General features: G+C 53.2%; 17 protein-coding genes. 13 read left to right on the top strand and 4 right to left on the bottom strand.

Features of this window, described 5'->3' with window-relative positions:
* Window positions 1-78 precede the first annotated feature (78 nt).
* Window positions 79-1,149 carry a calcium/proton exchanger gene (gene cax / locus RSX24_RS15210; protein ID WP_236416465.1) on the bottom strand — a complete coding sequence of 357 codons (1,071 nt, stop codon included), beginning with the start codon at window positions 1,147-1,149 and terminating at the stop codon, window positions 79-81.
* Between the two features lie 180 nt (window positions 1,150-1,329).
* On the opposite strand from cax, the gene RSX24_RS15205 reads away from it, so the two are divergent.
* The gene (locus RSX24_RS15205) at window positions 1,330-1,692 is read left to right on the top strand and encodes an Asp23/Gls24 family envelope stress response protein (RefSeq protein ID WP_236416464.1); all 363 of its coding nucleotides are present in this window, start codon (window positions 1,330-1,332) and stop codon (window positions 1,690-1,692) included.
* A gap of 76 nt (window positions 1,693-1,768) precedes the next feature.
* Here RSX24_RS15205 and ftsW read toward each other — a convergent pair whose 3' ends face one another.
* Both ftsW and RSX24_RS15195 read right to left on the bottom strand, forming a co-directional pair.
* Window positions 1,769-3,064, bottom strand: coding sequence for a putative lipid II flippase FtsW (gene ftsW / locus RSX24_RS15200; protein ID WP_236416461.1), 1,296 nt, complete (start codon window positions 3,062-3,064; stop codon window positions 1,769-1,771).
* Between the two features lie 14 nt (window positions 3,065-3,078).
* Complete coding sequence (locus RSX24_RS15195) at window positions 3,079-3,426, bottom strand: YugN family protein (protein WP_236416457.1); 348 nt, start codon at window positions 3,424-3,426, stop codon at window positions 3,079-3,081.
* Between the two features lie 208 nt (window positions 3,427-3,634).
* Between RSX24_RS15195 and RSX24_RS15190 the strand changes: the two genes are divergently transcribed.
* The 8 genes from RSX24_RS15190 (at window position 3,635) to RSX24_RS15155 (ending at window position 12,155) form a co-directional block, all read left to right on the top strand.
* Window positions 3,635-4,810, top strand: a complete 1,176-nt coding sequence (locus RSX24_RS15190; protein ID WP_236416454.1) for a M20 metallopeptidase family protein — start codon at window positions 3,635-3,637, stop codon at window positions 4,808-4,810.
* Window positions 4,811-4,939: 129 nt separating this feature from the next.
* Window positions 4,940-6,592: a DNA repair helicase XPB gene (locus RSX24_RS15185; RefSeq protein WP_343261054.1), complete on the top strand. Its 1,653-nt coding sequence runs from the start codon at window positions 4,940-4,942 to the stop codon at window positions 6,590-6,592.
* 55 nt (window positions 6,593-6,647) lie between these two features.
* Window positions 6,648-8,522, top strand: coding sequence for a helicase-associated domain-containing protein (locus tag RSX24_RS15180; protein WP_343261053.1), 1,875 nt, complete (start codon window positions 6,648-6,650; stop codon window positions 8,520-8,522).
* Window positions 8,523-8,706: 184 nt separating this feature from the next.
* Window positions 8,707-9,147: a YlbF/YmcA family competence regulator gene (locus tag RSX24_RS15175; protein WP_236416445.1), complete on the top strand. Its 441-nt coding sequence runs from the start codon at window positions 8,707-8,709 to the stop codon at window positions 9,145-9,147.
* 92 nt (window positions 9,148-9,239) lie between these two features.
* A complete protein-coding gene (locus RSX24_RS15170) occupies window positions 9,240-9,503 on the top strand; it encodes a YlbG family protein (RefSeq protein ID WP_236416733.1) in 264 nt (87 codons plus the stop codon).
* A gap of 212 nt (window positions 9,504-9,715) precedes the next feature.
* Window positions 9,716-10,153, top strand: coding sequence for a hypothetical protein (locus RSX24_RS15165; RefSeq protein ID WP_236416443.1), 438 nt, complete (start codon window positions 9,716-9,718; stop codon window positions 10,151-10,153).
* Window positions 10,154-10,292: 139 nt separating this feature from the next.
* Window positions 10,293-11,195 carry a selenium metabolism-associated LysR family transcriptional regulator gene (locus RSX24_RS15160; RefSeq protein ID WP_236416440.1) on the top strand — a complete coding sequence of 301 codons (903 nt, stop codon included), beginning with the start codon at window positions 10,293-10,295 and terminating at the stop codon, window positions 11,193-11,195.
* Window positions 11,196-11,279: 84 nt separating this feature from the next.
* Window positions 11,280-12,155, top strand: a complete 876-nt coding sequence (locus RSX24_RS15155; protein ID WP_236416437.1) for a PHP domain-containing protein — start codon at window positions 11,280-11,282, stop codon at window positions 12,153-12,155.
* Between the two features lie 157 nt (window positions 12,156-12,312).
* Here the strand turns inward: RSX24_RS15155 and RSX24_RS15150 are convergent, their stop codons facing one another.
* Window positions 12,313-14,064, bottom strand: a complete 1,752-nt coding sequence (locus tag RSX24_RS15150) for an Rqc2 family fibronectin-binding protein (RefSeq protein WP_343261052.1) — start codon at window positions 14,062-14,064, stop codon at window positions 12,313-12,315.
* Between the two features lie 360 nt (window positions 14,065-14,424).
* Between RSX24_RS15150 and RSX24_RS15145 the strand changes: the two genes are divergently transcribed.
* From RSX24_RS15145 to RSX24_RS15130, 4 genes are all read left to right on the top strand, one after another.
* On the top strand, window positions 14,425-17,268 hold the full coding sequence (locus RSX24_RS15145; protein WP_343261051.1) for a calcium-translocating P-type ATPase, SERCA-type: 2,844 nt from the start codon (window positions 14,425-14,427) through the stop codon (window positions 17,266-17,268).
* A 139-nt stretch (window positions 17,269-17,407) separates the two neighbouring features.
* Entirely contained in the window at window positions 17,408-18,241 is an 834-nt protein-coding gene (gene dapF, locus RSX24_RS15140) for a diaminopimelate epimerase (protein ID WP_343261050.1), read from the top strand.
* Window positions 18,242-18,570: 329 nt separating this feature from the next.
* Entirely contained in the window at window positions 18,571-20,460 is a 1,890-nt protein-coding gene (locus RSX24_RS15135) for a bifunctional homocysteine S-methyltransferase/methylenetetrahydrofolate reductase (protein ID WP_236416429.1), read from the top strand.
* Window positions 20,461-20,479: 19 nt separating this feature from the next.
* On the top strand, window positions 20,480-21,379 hold the full coding sequence (locus RSX24_RS15130) for a YicC/YloC family endoribonuclease (protein ID WP_236416428.1): 900 nt from the start codon (window positions 20,480-20,482) through the stop codon (window positions 21,377-21,379).
* The last annotated feature ends 34 nt before the right edge of the window (window positions 21,380-21,413 follow it).

Here is a 21,413-nt window from a genome sequence, read left to right as displayed (position 1 = left end):
CTGCCAAAGCAAAGAGGAGCTGTCTCATAGGTCAAAACAGAATGACCAGGGACAGCTCCTCTTTGTTGTGTTAATGGACTAGACAAGAAAGAACGATACACCGAGAATGGCATAGACAACCAGCAGCAGCAAGCCTTCGTACCAGTTGGTCGAGCCGTCCTGCGTGATGGATTTTGCGATAAATACGGACACCCCGATGGCGACCAACTCAATCGTTGTAAATACGATATCCATCGTGTCCCCGATAAAGTAGCTGACAAAGATAAGCACGGGTGCCACGAACAGGGCAATTTGCAGGCTGCTGCCCACCGCGATTTCCACGGCGGCACCAATCTTGTTTTTCATGGCAAGCATGACGGCCGCGCTATGTTCGGCTGCATTGCCGATAATGGCCACAAGGAAGGCACCCACAAAGAGCTCGCTCAATCCGAATTGTTCCGTAAACACCTCAAGCGTGCCGACAAGCCATTCGCTGACAAAAGCAACCATGACGGTAGCGAGCACAAGGTACAGGATAGATCTGCTTTTGGACCATACCGGCGCATGTTCATGCGGCAGTTCCTCGTCTTCGTCTTCCGTCACATCGGCAAGATACGTTTTGTGCGTCACCATGGAGAACAAGAGCCAGGCAATGTAAGCCAGAATGAGCAAGCCTGCCACGACCAGGCTAAGTGTGTCGGTATCCTTTTGCGTAATGGAATGGGTGTTCAGAAAGACGGCGGGAATAAACAGCGCGATGATAGCCACAATCATCAGTGAACCGTTAAGGCCTGCCAGTGAAACGTTATAATTTTGGATTTTGAACTTGAGGCCGCCGGCAAAGATGCTTAATCCAAGCACGAGCAACAGGTTTCCGATGATGGAGCCTGTCAGGCTGGCCTTGACCATGTCGAACAATCCCTCTTTAACGAGAAATATGGCGATGATCAGCTCGGCCGCGTTGCCAAAGGTGGCATTCAAAAATCCGCCCAGCCGTTGTCCGGCATAATGTGCAACGGATTCGGTAGCCTTGCCCAGAAATCCGGCAACGAAAATGACCGAAAGGGCCGAGACTACAAATTGCAGGACCGGATTCCAGTTCGCATAATGTGCAATGGCGCTGAGTACGAAGGTTACGATCAGCAAGGTTGATGAAATCCGTTTTTTCACAAGCTAACACCTCGGCATTATGTATTTATTTCAATTTGAAATGGAAAAGCATATGAGAATATTTTTATAACTCAATATACCCAAATCATCCTGGATTGTAAACGCCGCAAATGACTTTCATTTGCTTTTTGGTATGGAAACCGGATAAAATACGAGTAACGAAGTGAAGGAGGATGTGGCATGGCAGAACAACTTCAACTGGATGGCGGAAATATCCGGATTGCGGATGACGTCGTGGCGAAAATTGCCGGAATGGCTGCGCTCGAGACGCCCGGAATTGCCGCAATGTCTGGAGGATTGTCGGAGGGCTGGGCCAAGCGCCTCAGCGGTAAAAACGTACAGAAAGGCGTGGGCGTTGAGGTCGGCCAGCTGGAAGCAGCCATTGATCTGCGCATCATCGTCCTGTACGAGACCCCGATTCATGAAGTATCCCGCATGCTTCAGCAAAACGTAAGGGAAGCGGTTGAAAGCATGACCGGATTGCGTGTTGTTGAAGTCAACGTCAAGGTCGAAGGCGTTTCTTTCAAAGGTGACGACGTATAATCATCCATATGCGGTAAGAAAAAAGACTTCACATCCCAAGGGATGTGAAGTCTTTTTTCGATTATCCATTCACCGATTAACGAACGCGACGAATGGCCTGGCGGGAACGTACCGCCGGAGAAGTGCGTGTTTGGGTTTGAATCGTGACGGACTTCGTTTTTTCTTCCTTGATGACATCCAGGTTGTTGGTGCGTGAAATACTCAGCAAAATGCCCATGGCCACCATCATAATGAAGAGGGAAGTACCGCCATAACTGATAAACGGAAGGGTAACTCCCGTCACCGGAATCGTTTGAGTCACGCCACCGATATTAATGAAGGCCTGGATGGCGATCAATCCCATGATGCCGATGCCGACGAGCGTTCCGAACGGATCGGGGCAACGTAGGGAGACGATGATGCCTCGCCATATGAAGTACAGATAGACGAGCAGGAAGAGCATGCTTCCCAAAAAACCGAGCTCTTCGCCAATGACCGAAAAAATAAAGTCATTGTATGCATTGGGCAAGTAATGCAATTTAATGGTGCCTTGCCCGATTCCGGAACCCGTAAAGCCGCCGTCCCCGATCGCGACTAACGAGCGATAGAGGTTATAGCTGCTTCCGTTCGGGTCAGACATCGGATCGAGGAACGCTTGAAACCGTCCAACCTTGTAATTCGACTTTGACGCGTCTGCAGCGTCCGTGGTGGAGGCTGCGTTGTCCGAGGGGGATAAGGTTGAAAGGAGAGCGTTTCCTCCAAAAGCCAGCGCAGCCCCAAGCACCACCAGCAGAATGGATCCCATGATGTGTTTCATGTTGGCTCCCCCTGCATAAATGACCAATCCGCAAGTGGCGACCAAAATAAAAGTCGTGCCGAAGTCAGGCTGAAGCATAATCAACCCGGCTACGAATCCCACAATAATCAGGACGGGAAGATACCCTGTCTTCAAATCCCTGAACCGCTCGCCTTTTTTGGTAATTAGCGCGGACAGGTACAGAATAATGGCAATCTTCGCGAACTCGGCAGGCTGCACGCTGAATCCGAAAATGTGGATCCAGCTTCTCGCCCCGTTAAGCACCTTGCCCATAATCAGGACCAGCAGGAGCATAACCGTTGTAAACAGGAAAAAGGGTGCATACAGCTTCTTATACTTGTTGAAACGAATGTTCATGGCAAAGAACATGCCAAACAGGCCGATAACCGCCCACATCAGTTGTTTTTTCGTGAAGTAAAGGGCATCATTGTGATAATCCGCGTTAGCAATTGCAATGCTGGAACTGGAGCTGAATACCATCACCAGTCCAAAGCCCACCAACAATAGAGTGAGGATCAGCAGTTGAAAATCCGGCGTGCCTCTCTTCGTTCTCTTCTGGGCCGTTTGTTGTTTCATCGTATGGTCCCAGCCTATGCCTGAAGCAGTTCTAACAGCTGCTGCAGTTTTTGGTTCGCCAGCTTCACGACTGGCTGCGGAACGGAAGAGTCATAGTCCAGGCCGTGCGGGAACGTTGCTTTTCCAAGATACACGGCTTCTACCGCCAGAATGCTGTCCGGTTTTTCCAATTTGCCGTCAACAACGCGGGTGTTGATTCGTACGAAATATTCCGATTTGGTGGATTCGTCTTCAATTTTGTAGTCATATGTAGCCCGGTAATATTCCCATTGCCATCGAATAAATCCGACTTTCTCGGCGCTTTCATCCAGGTATGCCAAGTCGCTTTTCAAGCCATCTAAGCCTGTATTTTTAAAAATCATAAGCGTCTGCTCCTCCTCACAAGCTTCCGAGTGTATTTTCTCGTGCATTCTCTCATTCATGATAGTATGTTTCCCCTTCCCGTGCAAGCTTTCGAACACCGTTTCGTATCGGATTTCTTCCAATTCTGCTACAATATACAGCAATAGGTTTGCCAAGGTTGTTGCGGGCCTGATAGAAGCTCTGCTCAAGAAAGAAAGGATGGGAGAAATGACAAACAAAATATGGTGGGAGGATCTGCAGATCCATATGGTGGAATGGCGCCGTCACCTTCACCGTAATCCTGAGGTTTCCTTTCATGAGGAGAAGACGTCGACCTTCATCGCGGACATGCTGGAAAGCTTCGGCATTGAAGTGCAGCGCCATGTGGGCGGACATGGCGTCATCGGCATTCTGCGCGGGGAACAGCCCGGGCCGGTCGTCATGCTTCGTGCCGACATGGACGCGCTCCCGATTCAGGATGAAAAAGACGTGGAATACGCTTCGCAATCGGCGGGGGCCATGCATGCCTGCGGTCATGACGGCCATGTCTCGATCCTGCTGGGAACGGCACTGTATTTCAGTCGCCATCGGTCCGACATTCGGGGCGAAATCCGTTTTTTGTTTCAGCCTGCGGAGGAGCTTCTTCCCGGCGGAGCAGTCAAAGTCATCGCCGACGGTGCGCTTGAAGGTGTGGACGTCATCTATGGCATTCATCTCTGGACACCGCTTCCGGTGGGCGTGGCAGCCAGCAAGGAAGGACCGATGATGGCTGCGGCGGACGATTTCTACGTCACGCTTACAGGTAAAGGCGGGCATGGAGGCATGCCGCAATCGACGGTGGACAGCGTGGTCGCCGGTTCGGCGCTGGTCATGCAGCTGCAAACGGTAGTCAGCCGGTCCGTGGACCCGCTCTGTCCGGCTGTGCTGACCATTGGCACGATGCAAGCCGGTTCGGCTCAAAATGTCATTGCCGAATCCTGCAAACTAAGCGGGACGATCCGGACGTTTGACGAGGCGACCCGGGCATCGATGAAGGAGAGGGTACATACGGTCGTTGCCCAGACAGGCGCGGCTTATGGCGCGCAAACCGATGTGAATTACATCATGGGTTATCCGCCTGTGGTGAACGACAAAACGGAATCGGAGCGTTTTTTCCGTGAAGCCGTTCAGGTATTCGGTGAAAGCAACGTCCAGACAACGCCGATGCTGATGCCTGCGGAGGATTTTGCGTATTATTTGCAGCAGGTTCCCGGCTGTTTCATGTTTGTGGGGGCAGGCAATCCGGAGAAAGGGGCCGTGTATCCCCATCATCATCCGAAGTTTGACTTCGATGAAGACGCGATGCAGCTTGGCGTTCAGTTGTTCATTGCGATGGCCAAGGGGTATGCTTCGTCTTTCGAATGATTTTTCCAGTATTGGGCACTCTATTCCTAAGGAATAGGGTGTTTTTTTTATTTGTAGCGTCGACCGGAATTTCTTCGACGTGTTGAAAAGGATGAATTCGGGTCAATGTGATATTCATAGGAGGAAAGCATGGAAACGACAGGGGCTTGCATCGTGCAGCGGGACTTTACGATTTTGCTGGAAACGGATCACCCTGGCAGCGAGCAGGCGAGGTCGCAGCTGGCGGCTTACGCAGAGTTGATCAAGACGCCGTCTGCATGGCATACGTATCGGATCACGTCTTTATCGCTATGGAACGCTGCGGCCACGGGATGGAATGCAGATGGAATCATGGCAAGCCTGAACCAGCATTCGCGCTGGGACATGCCCGCATTCTTGGCGGAGTTTATTCGCAGAACGATGAACCAATATGGCAGGCTGCAGTTGCACGCAAGCGAGGAATCGCAGCAGTTGCGGCTGGTCGGTGATGAAGAACTGCTCGACGAGTTGGCCGAAGCTCGTTCCTTATCCGCTTTTGGCCTGAAGCGCTCAAGCCGTGCGGAATTCGTGCTGGGCGGCGAGCATCGGGGCCTGCTGAAGCAGGAGCTGACACGACTTGGATATCCCGTGCTGGATTACGCCGGATATCGGGAGGGAACGCCGTTGTCCATTGGATGGCGTGCTGGTGCATTTTCGTTGCGTCCCTATCAAAAGGAAGCGGTCGAAGCTTTTGGCGGAAGCGACGCCATGAACGGAAGCGGACTGCTGGTGCTGCCCTGCGGGGCAGGCAAAACCGTCATTGGCATGGCCGTATTGCAGCGGCTGCAATGCGAATGCCTCATTTTGACGTCCAACACGACGTCGGTTCGTCAGTGGATTGCTGAATGGTTGGATAAAACGGAGCTTGCTCCCGAACAGATCGGGGAGTATTCCGGTCAGAAAAAGCAGATAAGACCGGTTACGGTTGCGACGTACCAAATTTTGACCCACCGCAAATCGAAACAAGCGGAATTTTCCCATATCCGATTGCTCAGCGAACGGAAATGGGGGCTGATCATTTATGATGAAGTACATCTGCTGCCTGCCCCTGTATTCAGGGCCACTGCCGATATCCAGACCACGCGGAGGCTTGGGCTGACGGCTACGCTGGTTCGCGAGGACGGCCGTGAGCAGGATGTATTTTCATTGATCGGTCCCAAACTGTACGATATGCCTTGGAAGAAGCTGGAGCATCAAGGTTGGATTGCTAACGTGCAGTGTCAGGAAATCCGCGTCCCATTATCCCCTCAATGGAGATCGAAATACGATCGGGCAGGCAGCAAACACCAGTTCCGTATCGCTGCCGAAAATCCGGCCAAGGCCAAGGTCGTTCGCAGGCTGCTCGATACTCACGCAGAGCTTCCGGCGCTAGTGATTGGTCAGTATTTGGATCAGCTCGAGGGGATTGCCCGGGAAATTAACGCCCCCCTGATTTCGGGTCAAATGTCGCAACCGGAGAGAAACAAGTGGTTTTCGGCTTTTCGGCGCGGTGAAATAAAAACGATTGTTGTTTCGAAGGTCGCCAACTTTGCCGTGGATCTTCCCGATGCGGCTGTTGCCCTTGAAATATCGGGAAGCTTTGGATCCAGGCAGGAAGAAGCGCAGCGTCTCGGCCGTATTTTGCGACCAAAATCGGGCGAGAACAAAGCTTTCTTTTATACGCTTGTATCCGAGAACAGCAGGGAACAAGAATTTGCGATAAACAGACAACTGTTTCTGATTGAGCAAGGTTATGAATACACGATTAGACATGAGGATATATAGCGTTGTGAGTTCCTTGTTTTCTGAATGTTTCTGAAAAGGAGGGCGTGGTGGTTCGATGCATTTCGAAGATACATGCGGGACGAACATGGTTTCAGCATTGCCGGCAATGGAGCAGACGGTATTGGGAGCCGTTTTTTGCAAGCATGCAGGCCAACCCTTCGCGTCGGTAATGGCTGCGGCCGATTGGGCTGAAGAAGGACTTAGTCGGGCGGAGGCGAAAGCGGCGTTTGCCTCATTATGGGAGAAGGGATGGATACAGGCCGTCCGCAAAGCTTGGGGCGAATGTTTGTACTACATCCCGGCTGCCCACCTCCCTATACTCGCAGCAGCCTTTGAACGGAGAATCGGCCGCGCTTTGGAAGGTGTTCCGCCTTTCTCCTCCAACTCGGTTTCGCCGCTTCAGGGCGGGGGGGTAAGCCCTTCGCCCCATCGCGTGGGCATGGCCGTATGGCGGGAAGGGAAAACCAACATCGCTCTCGATCTGCTGCACGTGCTTGCCTGGTTCGGAAGCAAAGGTCTGCCATTGACCCGAAAGGGCACACTGCACAAAAAAGCAATAAACCAGCTTGACCGTATGACCAGCATGCGGCCGGAAGATGTGAATGGGCTGGTTTTTCAGTATAAGCATCAGGAGGTTTATCCGCGCCACGTTGCGATCATGCTGGACTTGCTGCTTTCATTGGGGCTTATTCAAAAGAACGAGGACGTGTACGCCATATCCCAAGATCGGCTGAGTTCATGGCTGGATTTGCCCTGGAGCGCGATGCACAGGAAGATCTATGGGCTGTGCGCGGACAAGTATGCTGCAATGAATCCCGTCATGCAGCATGTGCAGTATCGCCTGCTGTTGCTCGCGCCGCGCAAAGACCAATGGTTTGGTTTGCGGCAGGTACTGCCGTTCATCCGTGAATGGCGCGATGCTGCTGCTCCCCATGAACGTGAACATGAACATGCCAAAACCGTTTCGATTTCGGTTGATCCGGGGTGGCAACCCGAATGGGACCATGTATTCCCCCGAATTCTGGGGTGGTTGGGGGCATTGGCGGGTTGGGGCTTTGGCGAAATCGGCCAAGACGCTGCGGAAGGGATCGTGTTTCGCTGGCTTGTTGATCCCCATTCGCTGTTGTATGGAACGGAGAGGGAGGATGGGACACAGGACGCGCGGTTGCCTCGTATCATTATTCAACCTGATTTCGAGTTGCTCGTTCCTAGCGAGGCAGCCCCTTCCGTGCATTGGGTGGCAGAGTGCTGTGCCGAATTGGTTCATCGCGATCGCCTTAGCGTATATCGTTTAAGCCGAGAGAGCTTTGCCAAAGCTGCGCACTTTGGAACATCGGCGGAAGAGGTTATCCGCTGCCTCGCGCTAAATGCGATGGAGGAGCTTCATCCCCACATCCAACTTGCTCTTGAAGAATGGGGAGGGGGCCATCCGTCGGAAAGGCTAGGCGGCGCGCTGCTCATGAAGCATGAGGTGCCAAAGGCGGATATGGGCGTTGTTTACGGCGAGAATCCGGTCGAAGGCGGCCACGAGAAGGAAAAGTCCGACCGGATTGCGTTTCGCGACCACCTTGGTGATGGGCTTGTCGAGTCCAACCGCGGATGGCTTCGTCTTGAATCCGTCCCCTTCCGGAATCAAAAGGAGGATATACTGCCGGATTTGGACCGGGTGCCGGACGTGTGGCACAACGACTGGAGGCGGTATCATCTATCCACGGCTCGCCAAATCGCGGCCCAAGCCATTGAGTGGCAGACAAAACTGGTCATGAAGATGAAGGATGAGCTAGTTTTCGTGATTCCCGAAAAGATCCATGGCCATGAATCATGGACGTTGACCGGATGGAACGTATCTGCGCCTGACGGCAAAGTCATACGCGAAAACTTCTCGCCCTGCGATTGGGAAGAAATGCGCATCCTCGTACCTGAGATGTAGTTCCCCGCATCGAATGGTGAAAATGAGCTGCGTCCATGCTTCCCATGCGGCGTTTTCGATTTGGGCGTCGTTGTTGCGCCCTGTTTTCTAAATGCAGGAAAAACTCTTCTTAACCCATCAGGGATATGCTATGATAAAGTAGTCTACGTTACGTAGAACTTTATATATAGATAGGGATGATTTCATGAGCGTAGCGGAAATAAACACGGTCGATATGGCCCAAGTGTTGACGGGCGCATATGAATTGGCCGACATGATCAATCAATCTGCCGAAGTATCGGATTATTTATATTGGAAGCAGCAAGTTGATACGAATCCCGACATCCAGGCGGGGATCCGCAAACTGGAAAGCAAAAAGCAGCTTTTCGAGGAAACGCAGCGTTTTGGGCATTTTCATCCGGATTACCATGCGGCCAAAGATCAGGTTCGCGACGTGGAGATGGAATTGGAGCAGTTCGAAGCAGTGGTTCGTTTCAAACAAGCGGAGAGCCGGCTTGATGACATGCTGCACCAAATGTCGGAGACGATTGCTTTTGCGGTATCCTCCAGCATCAAGGTTCCAAGCAATGATCCGAACCCCAAAGGCGGCTGCGGCAGCGGGGGTAAATGCGGCTGTGGCGGCTGAGCCGGTGCTGGCACGGAGAAGGGAACGATAATATCAGACAGGCCGGACCCGATGCAGCGTCCGGCCTCCATTTTAGAAAGGCGGGAAAGATGATGTTTGCCGAAAGAACAGGATTCATTATTTGGGTCAGCGATTTAAAAGCTGCCCGCAATCTCGATAAATATGGCACCGTTCACTACATATCCCGCCGCATGCATTATGTGGTCATGTACGTGAATGCCGATCGGGCCGACGATACGATGAAAAACGTGAAGCGCCTTTCCTATGTGCGCAAAATCGAGCGTTCCTACCGGAACGAAATCAAGACGGAGTATGCAAGCAAAACGGCAGATAAAACGAGTTATTACGGATTGTGATCTGCGCTGTCGCGCCTGAGCGTCGAAGCCCATGGCCGATGCAGGAAAACGTCTTTATGGAGGGGCCTTTCGGGGCCGCTCTTTTGTTCCATTATGCAGCAAGCTTGTTTTGTGAAAAAAATGAAACATATGCCTTGAGGTTGCGGGACTTATGTTGTAATATATTGGTTAACAAATAGATAGAAAGTCCTATCTGGTGGAGAGTGATTCCCATGCGTGATAAGGTGATGCAACGTTGGAGCACGTACGAGCCCTTCTTTGTGGCTCTTGGAGACAAAAAAGTGGCCGACATCGTTATTACCCACCATGCCAAGATTCGGTACACGGACCGGATCGAGCCGAAACATAATGACGATGACCATATTGCGACATGGTTATGGGAGTGCCTGAAGCAAGACCGTATTACGCCATATTACCGCAATGAGCAGGATGTATACCTGATTGATGACGATTTGGTAGTGGTTGCTGAATTTTCCGAGCTTGAAGGGGAATACGATATTGCCGGCAATCCGCTGCACAAAATGATCATCGTAACGTTTCTCGGACGGATGTCGGAGACGATCGAGCTTCGCGATTTGAAATCGTATTATTCCTGGCTGAGACATTCCAGAAGGATGACGCTGGTGAAAAACAGCCGCAAGCACAAGTAACGATTAGGAGTAACCTTATCCCGAACGTATACCATCATAGCATTAGGCTACATCGCATGCAGACAAGCTGCATGCTTTTTTTGTTGGAATCGAAGAAATGGGCTACAATGGAGAGAGTGTAAAGAAGAGGGGCGAAGCCATGAATTTTCATCAATTACATATCTTTTATACGGTGGCAGAGAGGGGTAGCTTTTCGGCTGCAGCCCAAGCGCTTCATATGACCCAGCCTGCGGTAACGATGCAGATCCAGTCGCTGGAGGACTATTTCGGTATCAAGCTGCTGCATCGTTCCACCAAAAAATTGGAGCTGTCCGAAGCGGGGCTGACTTTACTGCCCTATGCGAAACGAAGCGTTGAGCTGGTGCGGCAGACAGACGAAGCGATGTCCGCCTTTACCGAGAAACTTCAAGGCAGGCTGCAGCTGGGAGCAAGCCTCACCATCGGCGAATACGTATTGCCCCGGATGTTAGGACCCTTTGCCAAAAAATATCCCGATACTTCGATCGTGATGAAGGTCATGAATACTGCACAAATTATGGAGGATATCCTGAAACATCAACTTGATCTGGGGCTGATCGAGGCACCCGTACAGCACCCTGACATGGTCGTGGAGACGGTTATGCAGGATGAACTGAAGCTGGTAGTCCCGGCAGGACACGCCCTTGATCGTGGAGAAGTCGAGCTTGAGGAAGTGTTGACTTATCCGTTTGTTCTTCGTGAGAAAGGGTCGGGAACCCGCCAAGTCATGGAGGATGAGCTGCTAAAACGAGATATTGATGCCCGGCATATTCATGTTGTGATGGAGCTTGGCAGCACGGGAGCCGTAAAATCCGCAGTCGAGGCGGGCGTGGGCATCACGATGCTGTCCCCCTCATCGGTGCAGCATGAACTCGCTCTAGGGCTGGTGCGGATCGTGGATATTCGCGGACTGGAGTTCAAGCGCCAGTTCTACGCCATTCATTTGAAGTCATCACTCCCGCCGCTGCCGGCAATAGCTTTCCTCAATTATCTTCGCCACCAGGAGCAGGGGACGGATAAATAAGCGATCGGAAGATGGTACTGCACTCGCAGTGCCTTGTGTCATTGTTTAGTGCGGTTTATATAGATGATAAAGGAGATGTTAAGGATGAAACCACTGAACGGACAATGCGACCTGCATACCCATACGCAAGCCTCGGACGGCATGCAGCCGCCTGCGGAGAACGTGAAGTTGGCCAAGCGGAAGGGACTCGCTGCGGTAGCGATTACGGATCATGATACGGTAGCGGGCATTGCCGAAGCGGTTCAAGCAGGATTGGAAGAAGGGATCGACGTCGTGCCTGGCGTGGAAATCAGTACCCGTGCCGGCGGCAAGGACATTCACGTACTCGGTTATTACATGGATCCGAACGATGTTCGGTTTTTGGAGAGACTTCGCGGCCTGCGGGAGGCAAGAGACCAGCGCAACCATAAAATCATCGCGAAATTACGGGAACTGGGGCTGGATATCACATGGCAAGAAGTCATCGATGCACTTGGACGGCCGCTTCAGCCCGACGAAAGCATCGGCAGACCGCACATGGCTGACGTGTTGGTACGCAAAGGATACGCTGCCAACATGAAAGACGCGTTCGATCAATATTTGGCTGAAGGCAAGCCGGGCTTCGTATCGGTACCCCGGGTAACGCCGCAAGATGCATGCCAGTGGATCAGGGAAGCGGGCGGTGCGGCGGTGATCGCACATCCGGGCCTGTACGGCGATGATGATCTGGTTAGGGATATATTGCACCAGGCCAAGCCTGATGGCATCGAGGTCTTTCATTCCGACCATGGGCCAGAGGAAGAACGCAGGTACGCACAGTTCGCCGGCGAGTTTGACCTGATCGAGACGGGAGGGTCGGATTATCATGGTGAGCGGCAAGGGGTTGTTTTTCATGGCGATTTGGGAAGCCGGACGGTCTCTGCCGATGTGCTCGCGAAGCTGAAGGCTGCAGCAGAGCGAAATGAAACAGGCGTTAGCTAGGCGCCAATGTATGTCTCCACAGTTAACCATGACACATAAGCAGAGCCTTGTTTTGGCATGAAACGACATAAAAATCCCGCGAGCAGTCAAACAAGGCTGCTTGCGGGATTTTTTAATGCGTATGCATCATCGGTACATAAATGGGGGAGCAACACCTTTAACCGTTCTTGACGGTAGAAGGCAGGCTTTTAATCAACTCTTCGTTCGGTGTAACAAACAGCGTTTTCTGATTATCGTAAATGACGAAACCCGGTTTAGCCCCGTTCGGCTTGCGAACATGGCGGATGTATGTGTAGTCAACGGGCACGCTGCTGGATTCCTTGGCTTGGCTGAAATATGCGGCCAGCTGGGCCGCCTCTTCCAGCGTGGCATCGCCGAATTCCTGGCTGCGAATGACGACGTGAGAGCCGGGAATGTCCTTGGTATGCAGCCACGTGTCGTTGGCGGAAGCCAAGCGGTTCGTCACGTATTCGTTCTGCAGATTGTTTTTGCCGACCAGAATGTCGATGCCTTCCGAGGAAGTAAACTGATGCACGGTAGGGCGATCGTTCTTCTTTTTCTTTTTGCCTTTTTTGGCCCGGTCGCGCAGGTAACCCTGCTGTACCAGCTCGTCGCGAATTTCCTCGATATCGCTCATGGATGCGCTGGAAAGCTGCTGCAGCAGGTTGTCCATATAGACGATTTCTTCCTTCGTCTTGCCGAGTTGTTCATGAATGACCGCCAGGCTGTTTTTGTATTTGTTGTAACGCTTGAAGTAACGCTGGGCATTGTCCGACGGCGTCAGCAGCGGGTCCAGCGGAATGGTGACGGTCGCCTGGTCCTCGTCATAGAAGTTCACGAGCTCGGCCTGGGTGTCGCCTTTGTTGATCTGGTGCAAGGAGGCAAACAGCAGCTCGCCCCATATCCTGTATTTGTCCGCGTCGTCGGCTTCAAGCAAATCCTTGTGCAGGTTGTCGAGTTTTTTGACGTTTTTGCTCCGCTCGTTCTGAATAAAACGCAACAGGTCGCTGACCTTTTGCTTGACGCTGTCCCGTTCGGCTTTGTCGCCGTAAAAATCTTCCATGCATTGGCTGATGGTGTCATAGGTTTTGACGGAATCTTGAATCCCATGCAGCGAGATGGCGGAGAAGACAAATTTTCCTTTGGCATTGGCCCCCGTCATCGGCGTGTATCGGTTTTCCTGCACATCGTCCATGACGGAACGAAATGCATTCCATAATTGCTCCGTATCTTTCGTTCCATTCGACGTCTCACCGTCTGTCCCGAACGCGCGATATGTGATTTCTCCGGCGATGAGGGGACTTAGCCCACTGAACGAACCGACGAACCAGCGGGCGGCTTCCTCTTCGGAAGACTGCAAGCTGAACGCAAATTGTTCCCGTGTGGCTTCAAGCGGGTTCAGTTTGTGCTGCTCCGGCGGCGCAGTGTAGGAAAATCCGGGCATGATGACCCGGTAGCTGCTGATGGAAGGGGTAACATGATGAATGCCGTCCAGAATCGTTCCGGTAGCCGGATCGAGCAGCACAATATTGCTATGGCGTCCCATCAGTTCGATGACGATGCGTTTGCTCGAGACATCTCCGAGTTCGTCGCGCTGACGCACGTCGATGTGAATGATGCGTTCCATGCCGACTTGACGAATGTCCTCGATAATGCCGCCTTCGCAGTGTTTCCGCAGTAACATGCAGAACATCGGTGCTTCGGCGGGGTTGATAAACGTTTTTTCGGTAAAATGCACGCGCGGGTAGGTCGGGCTTGCCGAGACAAGCAGCCTGCTGTTTCCTCGCTGCGCGCGCAAGGTCAGGACCACGTCATGATCGTTCGGCTGATGGATTTTGCTGATGCGGCCGCCTTTGCAGCCCTGGAGTTCATGTACGATGGCGCGTGTAACGATGCCGTCCAATGCCATGTTTTTCAACTTCCTCTCTATGCAAGCATTTCGTGAAATGCTCTGTCGGTAATCTGTGGATCGTTCCTTGAACACGTTGCATTTGCGGATATGTAAAAAGTGTTCAATCTGCTTTGCCCGGGCGGCCTGGTGGCGAAACGGAATCACGGCAACCGTCACGGGTTTTCCTCAGACTTTTATTTTAGCTTATTCCGGGCATCAGGGAAAGGATTCGCCTTCCGGGTGATAATTGGAGTCCTGTCCGAATAGATATAGAGCAGGCAGTTTGTCCGGCAGGGCGTACAACCTGTACGCCATGTGTCGGCGGAGCATGACCGAACGTCTCGCACGGGAAAACAGATTGGGAGGGAATCTGGAAGCATGGAACAGACCAATTGGCATCAACTGAGGGTTGAGGAGCTCCAGCAAATGCTTGGCGTCAGTCCGGAGGTTGGTTTAACGGATGAAGCTGCGGCGGAGAAAAGGAAAACGGCAGGTTCTAACGAGCTGAGCGAAGGAAAACGCATATCCCCGATCACGCTGCTGCTGAACCAGTTCAAAGATTTCATGGTACTGGTGCTGATGGGGGCAACGCTGGTATCCGGGTTGCTGGGAGAGTATTTGGATGCGATCACGATCGTGGCCATCATTGTGCTTAACGCCATTCTGGGCTTCGTACAGGAATTTCGGGCCGAACGTTCGCTGCGGGCCTTGAAACAGCTGTCCGCTCCTGCGGCCAAGGTATGGCGATCGGGAAAAGAGGTTCATCTGGCAGCCAAGCTGTTGGTGCCGGGCGATATCGTGTTTGTGGAAAGCGGTGATCGCGTCCCGGCCGACGTGCGTTGGTTCGAAACGAACAGCCTGGACGTCGAGGAATCCGCCCTTACGGGTGAATCGGTGCCCGTCAGCAAACACTGCAACCCGATCCCGGATGCGGCAGTGCCGCTCGGGGACCAGAAAAACATCGGCTTTATGGGTACCATGGTAACCCGGGGTACGGGAAAAGGGATTGTCATTCGTACCGGCATGGATACCGAAATGGGCAAAATTGCCGACCTGATCCAAAATACCGAAGAACAGGAAACGCCGCTGCAGCACCGTCTGGAGCAATTGGGCAAAATTTTGATCATGGTTGCCCTGGCGTTAACCGTGATGGTTGTCGTAGCAGGCATCCTGCATGGACAGCCTGCGGTGGGCATGTTCCTGGCCGGGGTCAGCCTCGCCGTGGCCGCAATTCCCGAAGGGCTGCCAGCCATCGTCACAATTGCGCTTGCGCTCGGCGTACAGCGCATGATCAAACGGAAAGCGATCGTCCGCAAGCTGCCTTCCGTTGAAACGCTGGGCTGTGCTTCGGTCATTTGCTCGGACAAGACCGGCACGCTGACCCAGAACAAAATGACGGTAACGGACGTGTGGGTGGAAGGCCGCAGCATCAAGGTAACCGGGGACGGATACGCTCCAGAGGGGCAGATGCTGGAGAATGGACGGACGTTGGAATTGAAGAGCGATCAGACGCTGCGCCGATTGCTGCAAATCAGCGCGCTGTGCAACAATGCCAGCATTTCACCGATCAGCGATGCAGATCAGCGAAACAAAAAGAAAGGCAAAGACGCCAAGAAGGATGCCAAAAAGGGAAGCAGCGACGTCGAGCACGGCGAGAATAACATCATCTGGGAATTGAAAGGTGATCCAACCGAGGGCGCGCTAGTGACGCTGGCCACGAAAATGGGACTTTCTCCCGCCAGCCTGAAAGATCTGTACGCTCGTCAAGTGGAATTCCCGTTCGATTCCGAGCGAAAACGCATGTCCGTTCTCGTTCATCATCAGGGCGGCCGGATGGTATATACCAAAGGAGCCCCCGATTTGCTCATTGGACAGTGCAACTACATTTTATGGGAAGGTCAAGTGGTGCCTTTCACGGGCACATTGCGCCAAAAGGTAATGGCAGCCAACGAAAATATGGCCGCTTCCGCCTTGCGCGTACTGGGCATGGCCTTCAGGGAGGTCCGACCTGACGAGAGAGTCGAAGATGAGCAAGCCGCCGAGAACCAGCTTGTCTTCGTTGGCCTGGCAGGCATGATCGACCCTCCGCGCCGGGAAGTGCGGGATGCGATAGCCACGTGCCGCCGTGCCGGCATCCGCACCGTCATGATTACAGGGGATCATGGCACGACAGCCGAGGCGATTGCACATCAGCTTGGCATCCTCCCGCGCGGAGGCAGTTCCTTGAGCGGGCAGCAGCTGGACGGCATGACGGACGAACAGCTGGATAAACAAGTGGAGAACGCTTATGTCTTCTCGCGGGTATCCCCGGAACATAAGCTCCGCATCGTCAAGGCATTCCAACGCAAGGGACACGTCGTTGCCATGACGGGGGACGGAGTCAACGATGCTCCGGCCATCAAAGCGGCGGATATCGGCATTTCGATGGGCATCACGGGTACCGACGTTACCAAAGAAGCCTCCGCGCTGATTTTGAGCGATGACAATTTCTCGACGATCGTCGCTGCCATCGAAGAAGGACGCAATATTTACGAGAACATCCGCAAGTTCATCCGATATTTACTCGCTTCAAACGTGGGAGAAATCCTGACGATGTTCTTCGCCATGATGATGGGATTGCCGCTGCCGCTCGTGCCTATTCAAATTTTGTGGGTGAATCTGGTTACGGACGGATTGCCGGCAATGGCGCTTGGAGTCGACCAACCCGAAAAGGATTTGATGGAACACAAGCCGCGCGGGGCCAAAGAAAATATTTTTGCCCGCAGGCTAGGGTGGAAAATCATCAGCCGAGGGGTATTGATCGGCATATGTACGTTGGGAGCGTTCTGGCTGACGCTGCAGGCAGCGCCGAATGATCCCGGCCAGCTGATCAAAGCCCAATCCGTGGCGTTTGCCACATTGGTTCTGGCCCAGCTCATTCACGTATTCGATTGCCGCAGCTCCCGTTCTATTTTCCACCGGAACCCGCTGCAGAACAAATACCTCGTGCTGGCGGTTATTTCATCGGTCGTTCTGATGCTGGTCGTCATGTACGCTCCGCCATTGCAGCCGATCTTCAAGACGGTTCCGCTCGGCCTGCGCGAATGGGCGATCTCGATCGTAGCCGCAGGGATCCCCACGTTTGTCATGGGTGCGGGAAGCGTATGGGGCGGTCGCCGCAACCGCCGCCGTATGGGCCCTCCGGGCCGCATCGTACCGAAAAGTACAAAAATTTCGGCATAAAATCAATACCGTATAAAGCCCGTTTTCGGGTATGCTATCCTCAAAATGATGCGGGGCGAGAGCTTCGGCATTTTGGCGGATAGCTTTTTTTACGCCGATAAACGCTTTGGCAGCAGATGCCAAAAGGAGTGTACAGCCAATGGAATTTACGAAAATGCACGGGCTTGGCAACGATTTTATCGTGATTTATGGAGAACAGCAGCTTCCCGCCGATGCGCCTGAACGGGCTATTCAATGGTGCAACCGGTTTTTCGGCATCGGTGCGGACGGGCTCGTCTATATATTGCCTTCCGAAAAGGCGGACTTTCAGATGCGGATCATCAATTCGGACGGCTCGGAAGCGGAGCAGTGCGGAAATGCCATCCGCTGCGTAGCCAAATACGTATACGACCACGGCCACGTGAGCAAGGAGCAGATCACGATCGAAACGATTGGCGCCGGCGTGCAGCCGGTCTCCCTCAACGTTAACGACGGGAAAGTCGCATCCGTGCGCGTCGACATGGGCGAGCCGATTTTGGACGGGCTTCAGGTGCCGACGACGGTGGATGCCAATCCGGTACTGGATCACTCGATTGAAGCGAACGGCCGCGAGTTCAAATTTACCGCCGTTTCCATGGGCAACCCTCATGCGGTTATTTATGTGGACGACGCGGTCCATTTCGATCTGGCGACATGGGGCCCGCTGCTTGAGGTTCACCCGATGTTTCCGAAAAAGATCAACGTTGAATTCGCGACCGTGCGCGACCGCGGACATGTGGATATGAGAGTATGGGAGCGGGGAGCCGGCCCAACGCTGGCTTGCGGAACAGGCGCATGTGCAACGCTCGTGTCCTCCGTGCTGAACGGGCACACGGATCGCACTGCGGTCATCAGCCTCAAAGGCGGCGATTTGCATATCGAATGGAACGAGTCGGACAACCATGTGTACATGACAGGTCCGGCGGAAGTTGTTTTCAAAGGAGTCATCGCATAAGCGATGCGCTATTCAAGCAAGAGAGGCCTGCGGGCCTCTTTTTTCGGTTGCAATCCTGCATTTCTGCTCTTGGTCATGGCGAGACAAACGATGGTTGGTCCCGGTCCGCTCCTTGGGAGTTGCGCCGTCCATTTGTTTATATCGAACAAGATGATGCGTGAATTTTGCAGCCTATTCAGCCATTCGCGCTCATGCGGGAAGTACACATTAAAACGCAAATAGATGAAGTGACGGGTTTAATCCCGAAAATTCTTTGTTTTTCTTCGTTTTTGGGCTTTTTTTGTGTTACATTAGTATGAAAATGATTGCAGTTAGGCGGGAGGAAGAGGATGAAGGCGGATTTGCGCAGCGCATTGCAGGAACGGGTTCTCATTGGGGATGGGGCGATGGGGACGTTCCTGTACCAGATGGGGTTTCCTGTGGGGATATCTTATGAGGAATTGAATTTGATTTCACCCGAGGTGGTGGCGGAAGTGCATCGCCGTTATCGCGACGCGGGGACTGAAATTTTCGAGACGAACACCTACTCGGCCAACTATGACAAACTGTCCAAGTTCGGGCTTGAATCGAAGGTGGGGGAAGTCAACCGAGAGGGAGTGCGGATTGCAAAGGAGGTAGCCGGGGCCAACGGTTACGTACTTGGCGCGGTCGGCTCCATCCGCGGAGGCAAGCGGACCAACGTGTCCACGAGCGAACTGAAGCGATTCTATGAACAACAGATTTTCGCCTTGCTTGACGAAGGCGTTGACGGCATTTTGCTTGAAACGTTCTATGACATCGAGGAGATGGATATCGCATTGCGGCAAGCGCGGAAGCTGAGCGATCTGCCGGTCATCGGACAGTTTGCCGTTGAAAACATCGGACACACGCTTGACGGTTACACCATGCCTGAAGCGTTTCGAATCATGCGCGAACAGGGAGCCGACGTGATCGGTTTTAATTGCCGCACGGGTCCGAACGGAATCATGCGTGCCATGGAAACCGTGTCCGGCAAAATCGGACTGCCGATGTCGGTTTACCCGAACGCGGGTGCCGCGGATTACGTGGACGGTCAGTTCCGCTACGGCGCGTCTCCGGAATACTTCGGCCAGACCGCGCTTCAATTCGCCGAACTGGGCGCGCGCATTATCGGCGGCTGCTGCGGCACGACGCCGGACCACATTTCGGCCATGGCCCGCGCATTGGCCGAGTATACGCCGCTGCCGATTGCCGAGCCGGATCCGGCCGAGCCGAAACCGCGCATTGTATTGCACGAACATCTCGATGAGCGTTCCGGCCGAGGCGGACAGCCGACCATCGTTGACCTGGTCAAACAGCGCCATACGATCATTGTGGAACTTGATCCACCGCGCGACCTCGATATCGCAAAATTCATGAAAGGCGCGGAAGAACTCAAGGCGGCGGGTGCCGACGCGCTGACGCTTGCCGACAATTCCCTTGCGGTGACCCGTATGAGCAATATGGCCCTCGGCCACCTCGTTCAGGATCGGACAGGTTTGCGGCCGCTCGTGCATATCGCCTGCCGCGACCGAAACCTGATCGGAACGCAGTCGCATATGATGGGCTTCGACGCGCTCGGCATCAACCATGTGCTTGCCGTTACGGGTGACCCGGCCCGCTTTGGTGACCTTCCGGGCTCCAGCTCTGTATACGACTTGACTTCGTTCGAAATCATTCGCATGATCAAGCAGCTGAACGACGGCATCGCTTTCTCGGGGAAACCGCTCAAACAAAAAGCGGGCTTCGTGATTGGGGCCGCCTTCAACCCGAACGTCAAGCATTTGGATAAAGCCGTGCAGCGGCTGGAGAAAAAAATCGCTTCGGGAGCGGACTATATCATGACCCAGCCGGTGTATGATCCTGAATTGATCGTAAGGATGCGCGAAGCGACGAAACATCTGGAAGTGCCTATTTTTGTCGGGATCATGCCGCTCGCAAGCGGACGAAATGCGGAGTATCTTCATAATGAAGTGCCGGGCATCCAGCTGTCGGACGAAGTTCGTTCCCGCATGGCGGGCCTTGAGGGCGAACAAGGCCGAGCCATGGGCGTGACGATTGCCAAAGAGCTGCTCGACGTGGCAACCGAGCAATTTAACGGAATCTATTTGATGACACCTTTCATGTTCTATGGCATGACGGCGGAATTGACGAGATATGTTTGGGAGAAATCCGCCCACCAATGTCCTACTTGTTTCAACCCAAATAATCAATTACAATAGTGTAACGGATGTGATGCCGATGTCATTCAGTATGACCGGATACGGTCAATCCGCCTTTCATTTCGGCGGCTACAAGGTACAGCTCGAGATCAAGTCTGTCAATCATCGCTACTGCGAGGTTATGATGCGCCTGCCGAAGGAGTGGACGTATTATGAGGACGGCTTGAGGAAGAAAGTGCAGAGCCGTTTGAAGCGCGGGCGGATTGATGTTTATGTAATGAAGGAAAAGGATGAGGACGAGGCTCTGCCTGCCGTGCTGAATGAGCAGGCGGTCAGGGCCTATCTACAGGCCGCGGAGCAACTGGAATCACGCTTCGGAATGCAGGGCAAACCCACCATCAAGGACATGCTTGCGTTGCCTGACGTCATGGTTCATTCGGACGGAGTGGGCCTGCTTACGGAAGAAGAAAAGCAGGAGTGGGAGCGCGTACTGCATGCCGGATTGGAAGAAGCGCTGACCGGGCTTGAACAGATGCGTGCCCGAGAGGGTCTTCATCTGGCCAGTGATCTGGATCGGCGAATCGCCCATCTCGAATCGCTGCATACCGAGATGCTTGCTCTTGCGCCCACTGTCGTCAGTGACTACCGCAACAAGCTTAGACAAAGGCTAACGGAAATGCAGGAAGAAGGCTCTTTCCCTTTTGATGAGCATAAATTGGGTATGGAAATTGCTGTATTTGCCGATCGTTCCAACATTGAGGAGGAGCTTACGCGTCTGCTGAGCCACTTTGGACAATGCAGGGAACTGCTGAGAAGTGATGAACCGGTAGGCCGGAAGCTGGACTTTCTTATTCAGGAGATGAATCGGGAGGTCAATACGATTGGCTCAAAAGCCAACCATTTGGCTCTGGTGAACCGTGTTGTCGAAATGAAGGCGGAACTGGAGAAGATTCGCGAGCAGGCGGCGAATATCGAATGAACGGCCATATTTCGGCATAAGAGTCGCAAGTATA

The organism is Paenibacillus hubeiensis (assembly GCF_032334105.1).
Classification (GTDB): Bacteria; Bacillota; Bacilli; order Paenibacillales; family Paenibacillaceae; genus Paenibacillus; species Paenibacillus hubeiensis.
Note: the sequence above shows the minus strand (reverse complement) of the source record. Positions and strands in the feature narration are given on the sequence as shown.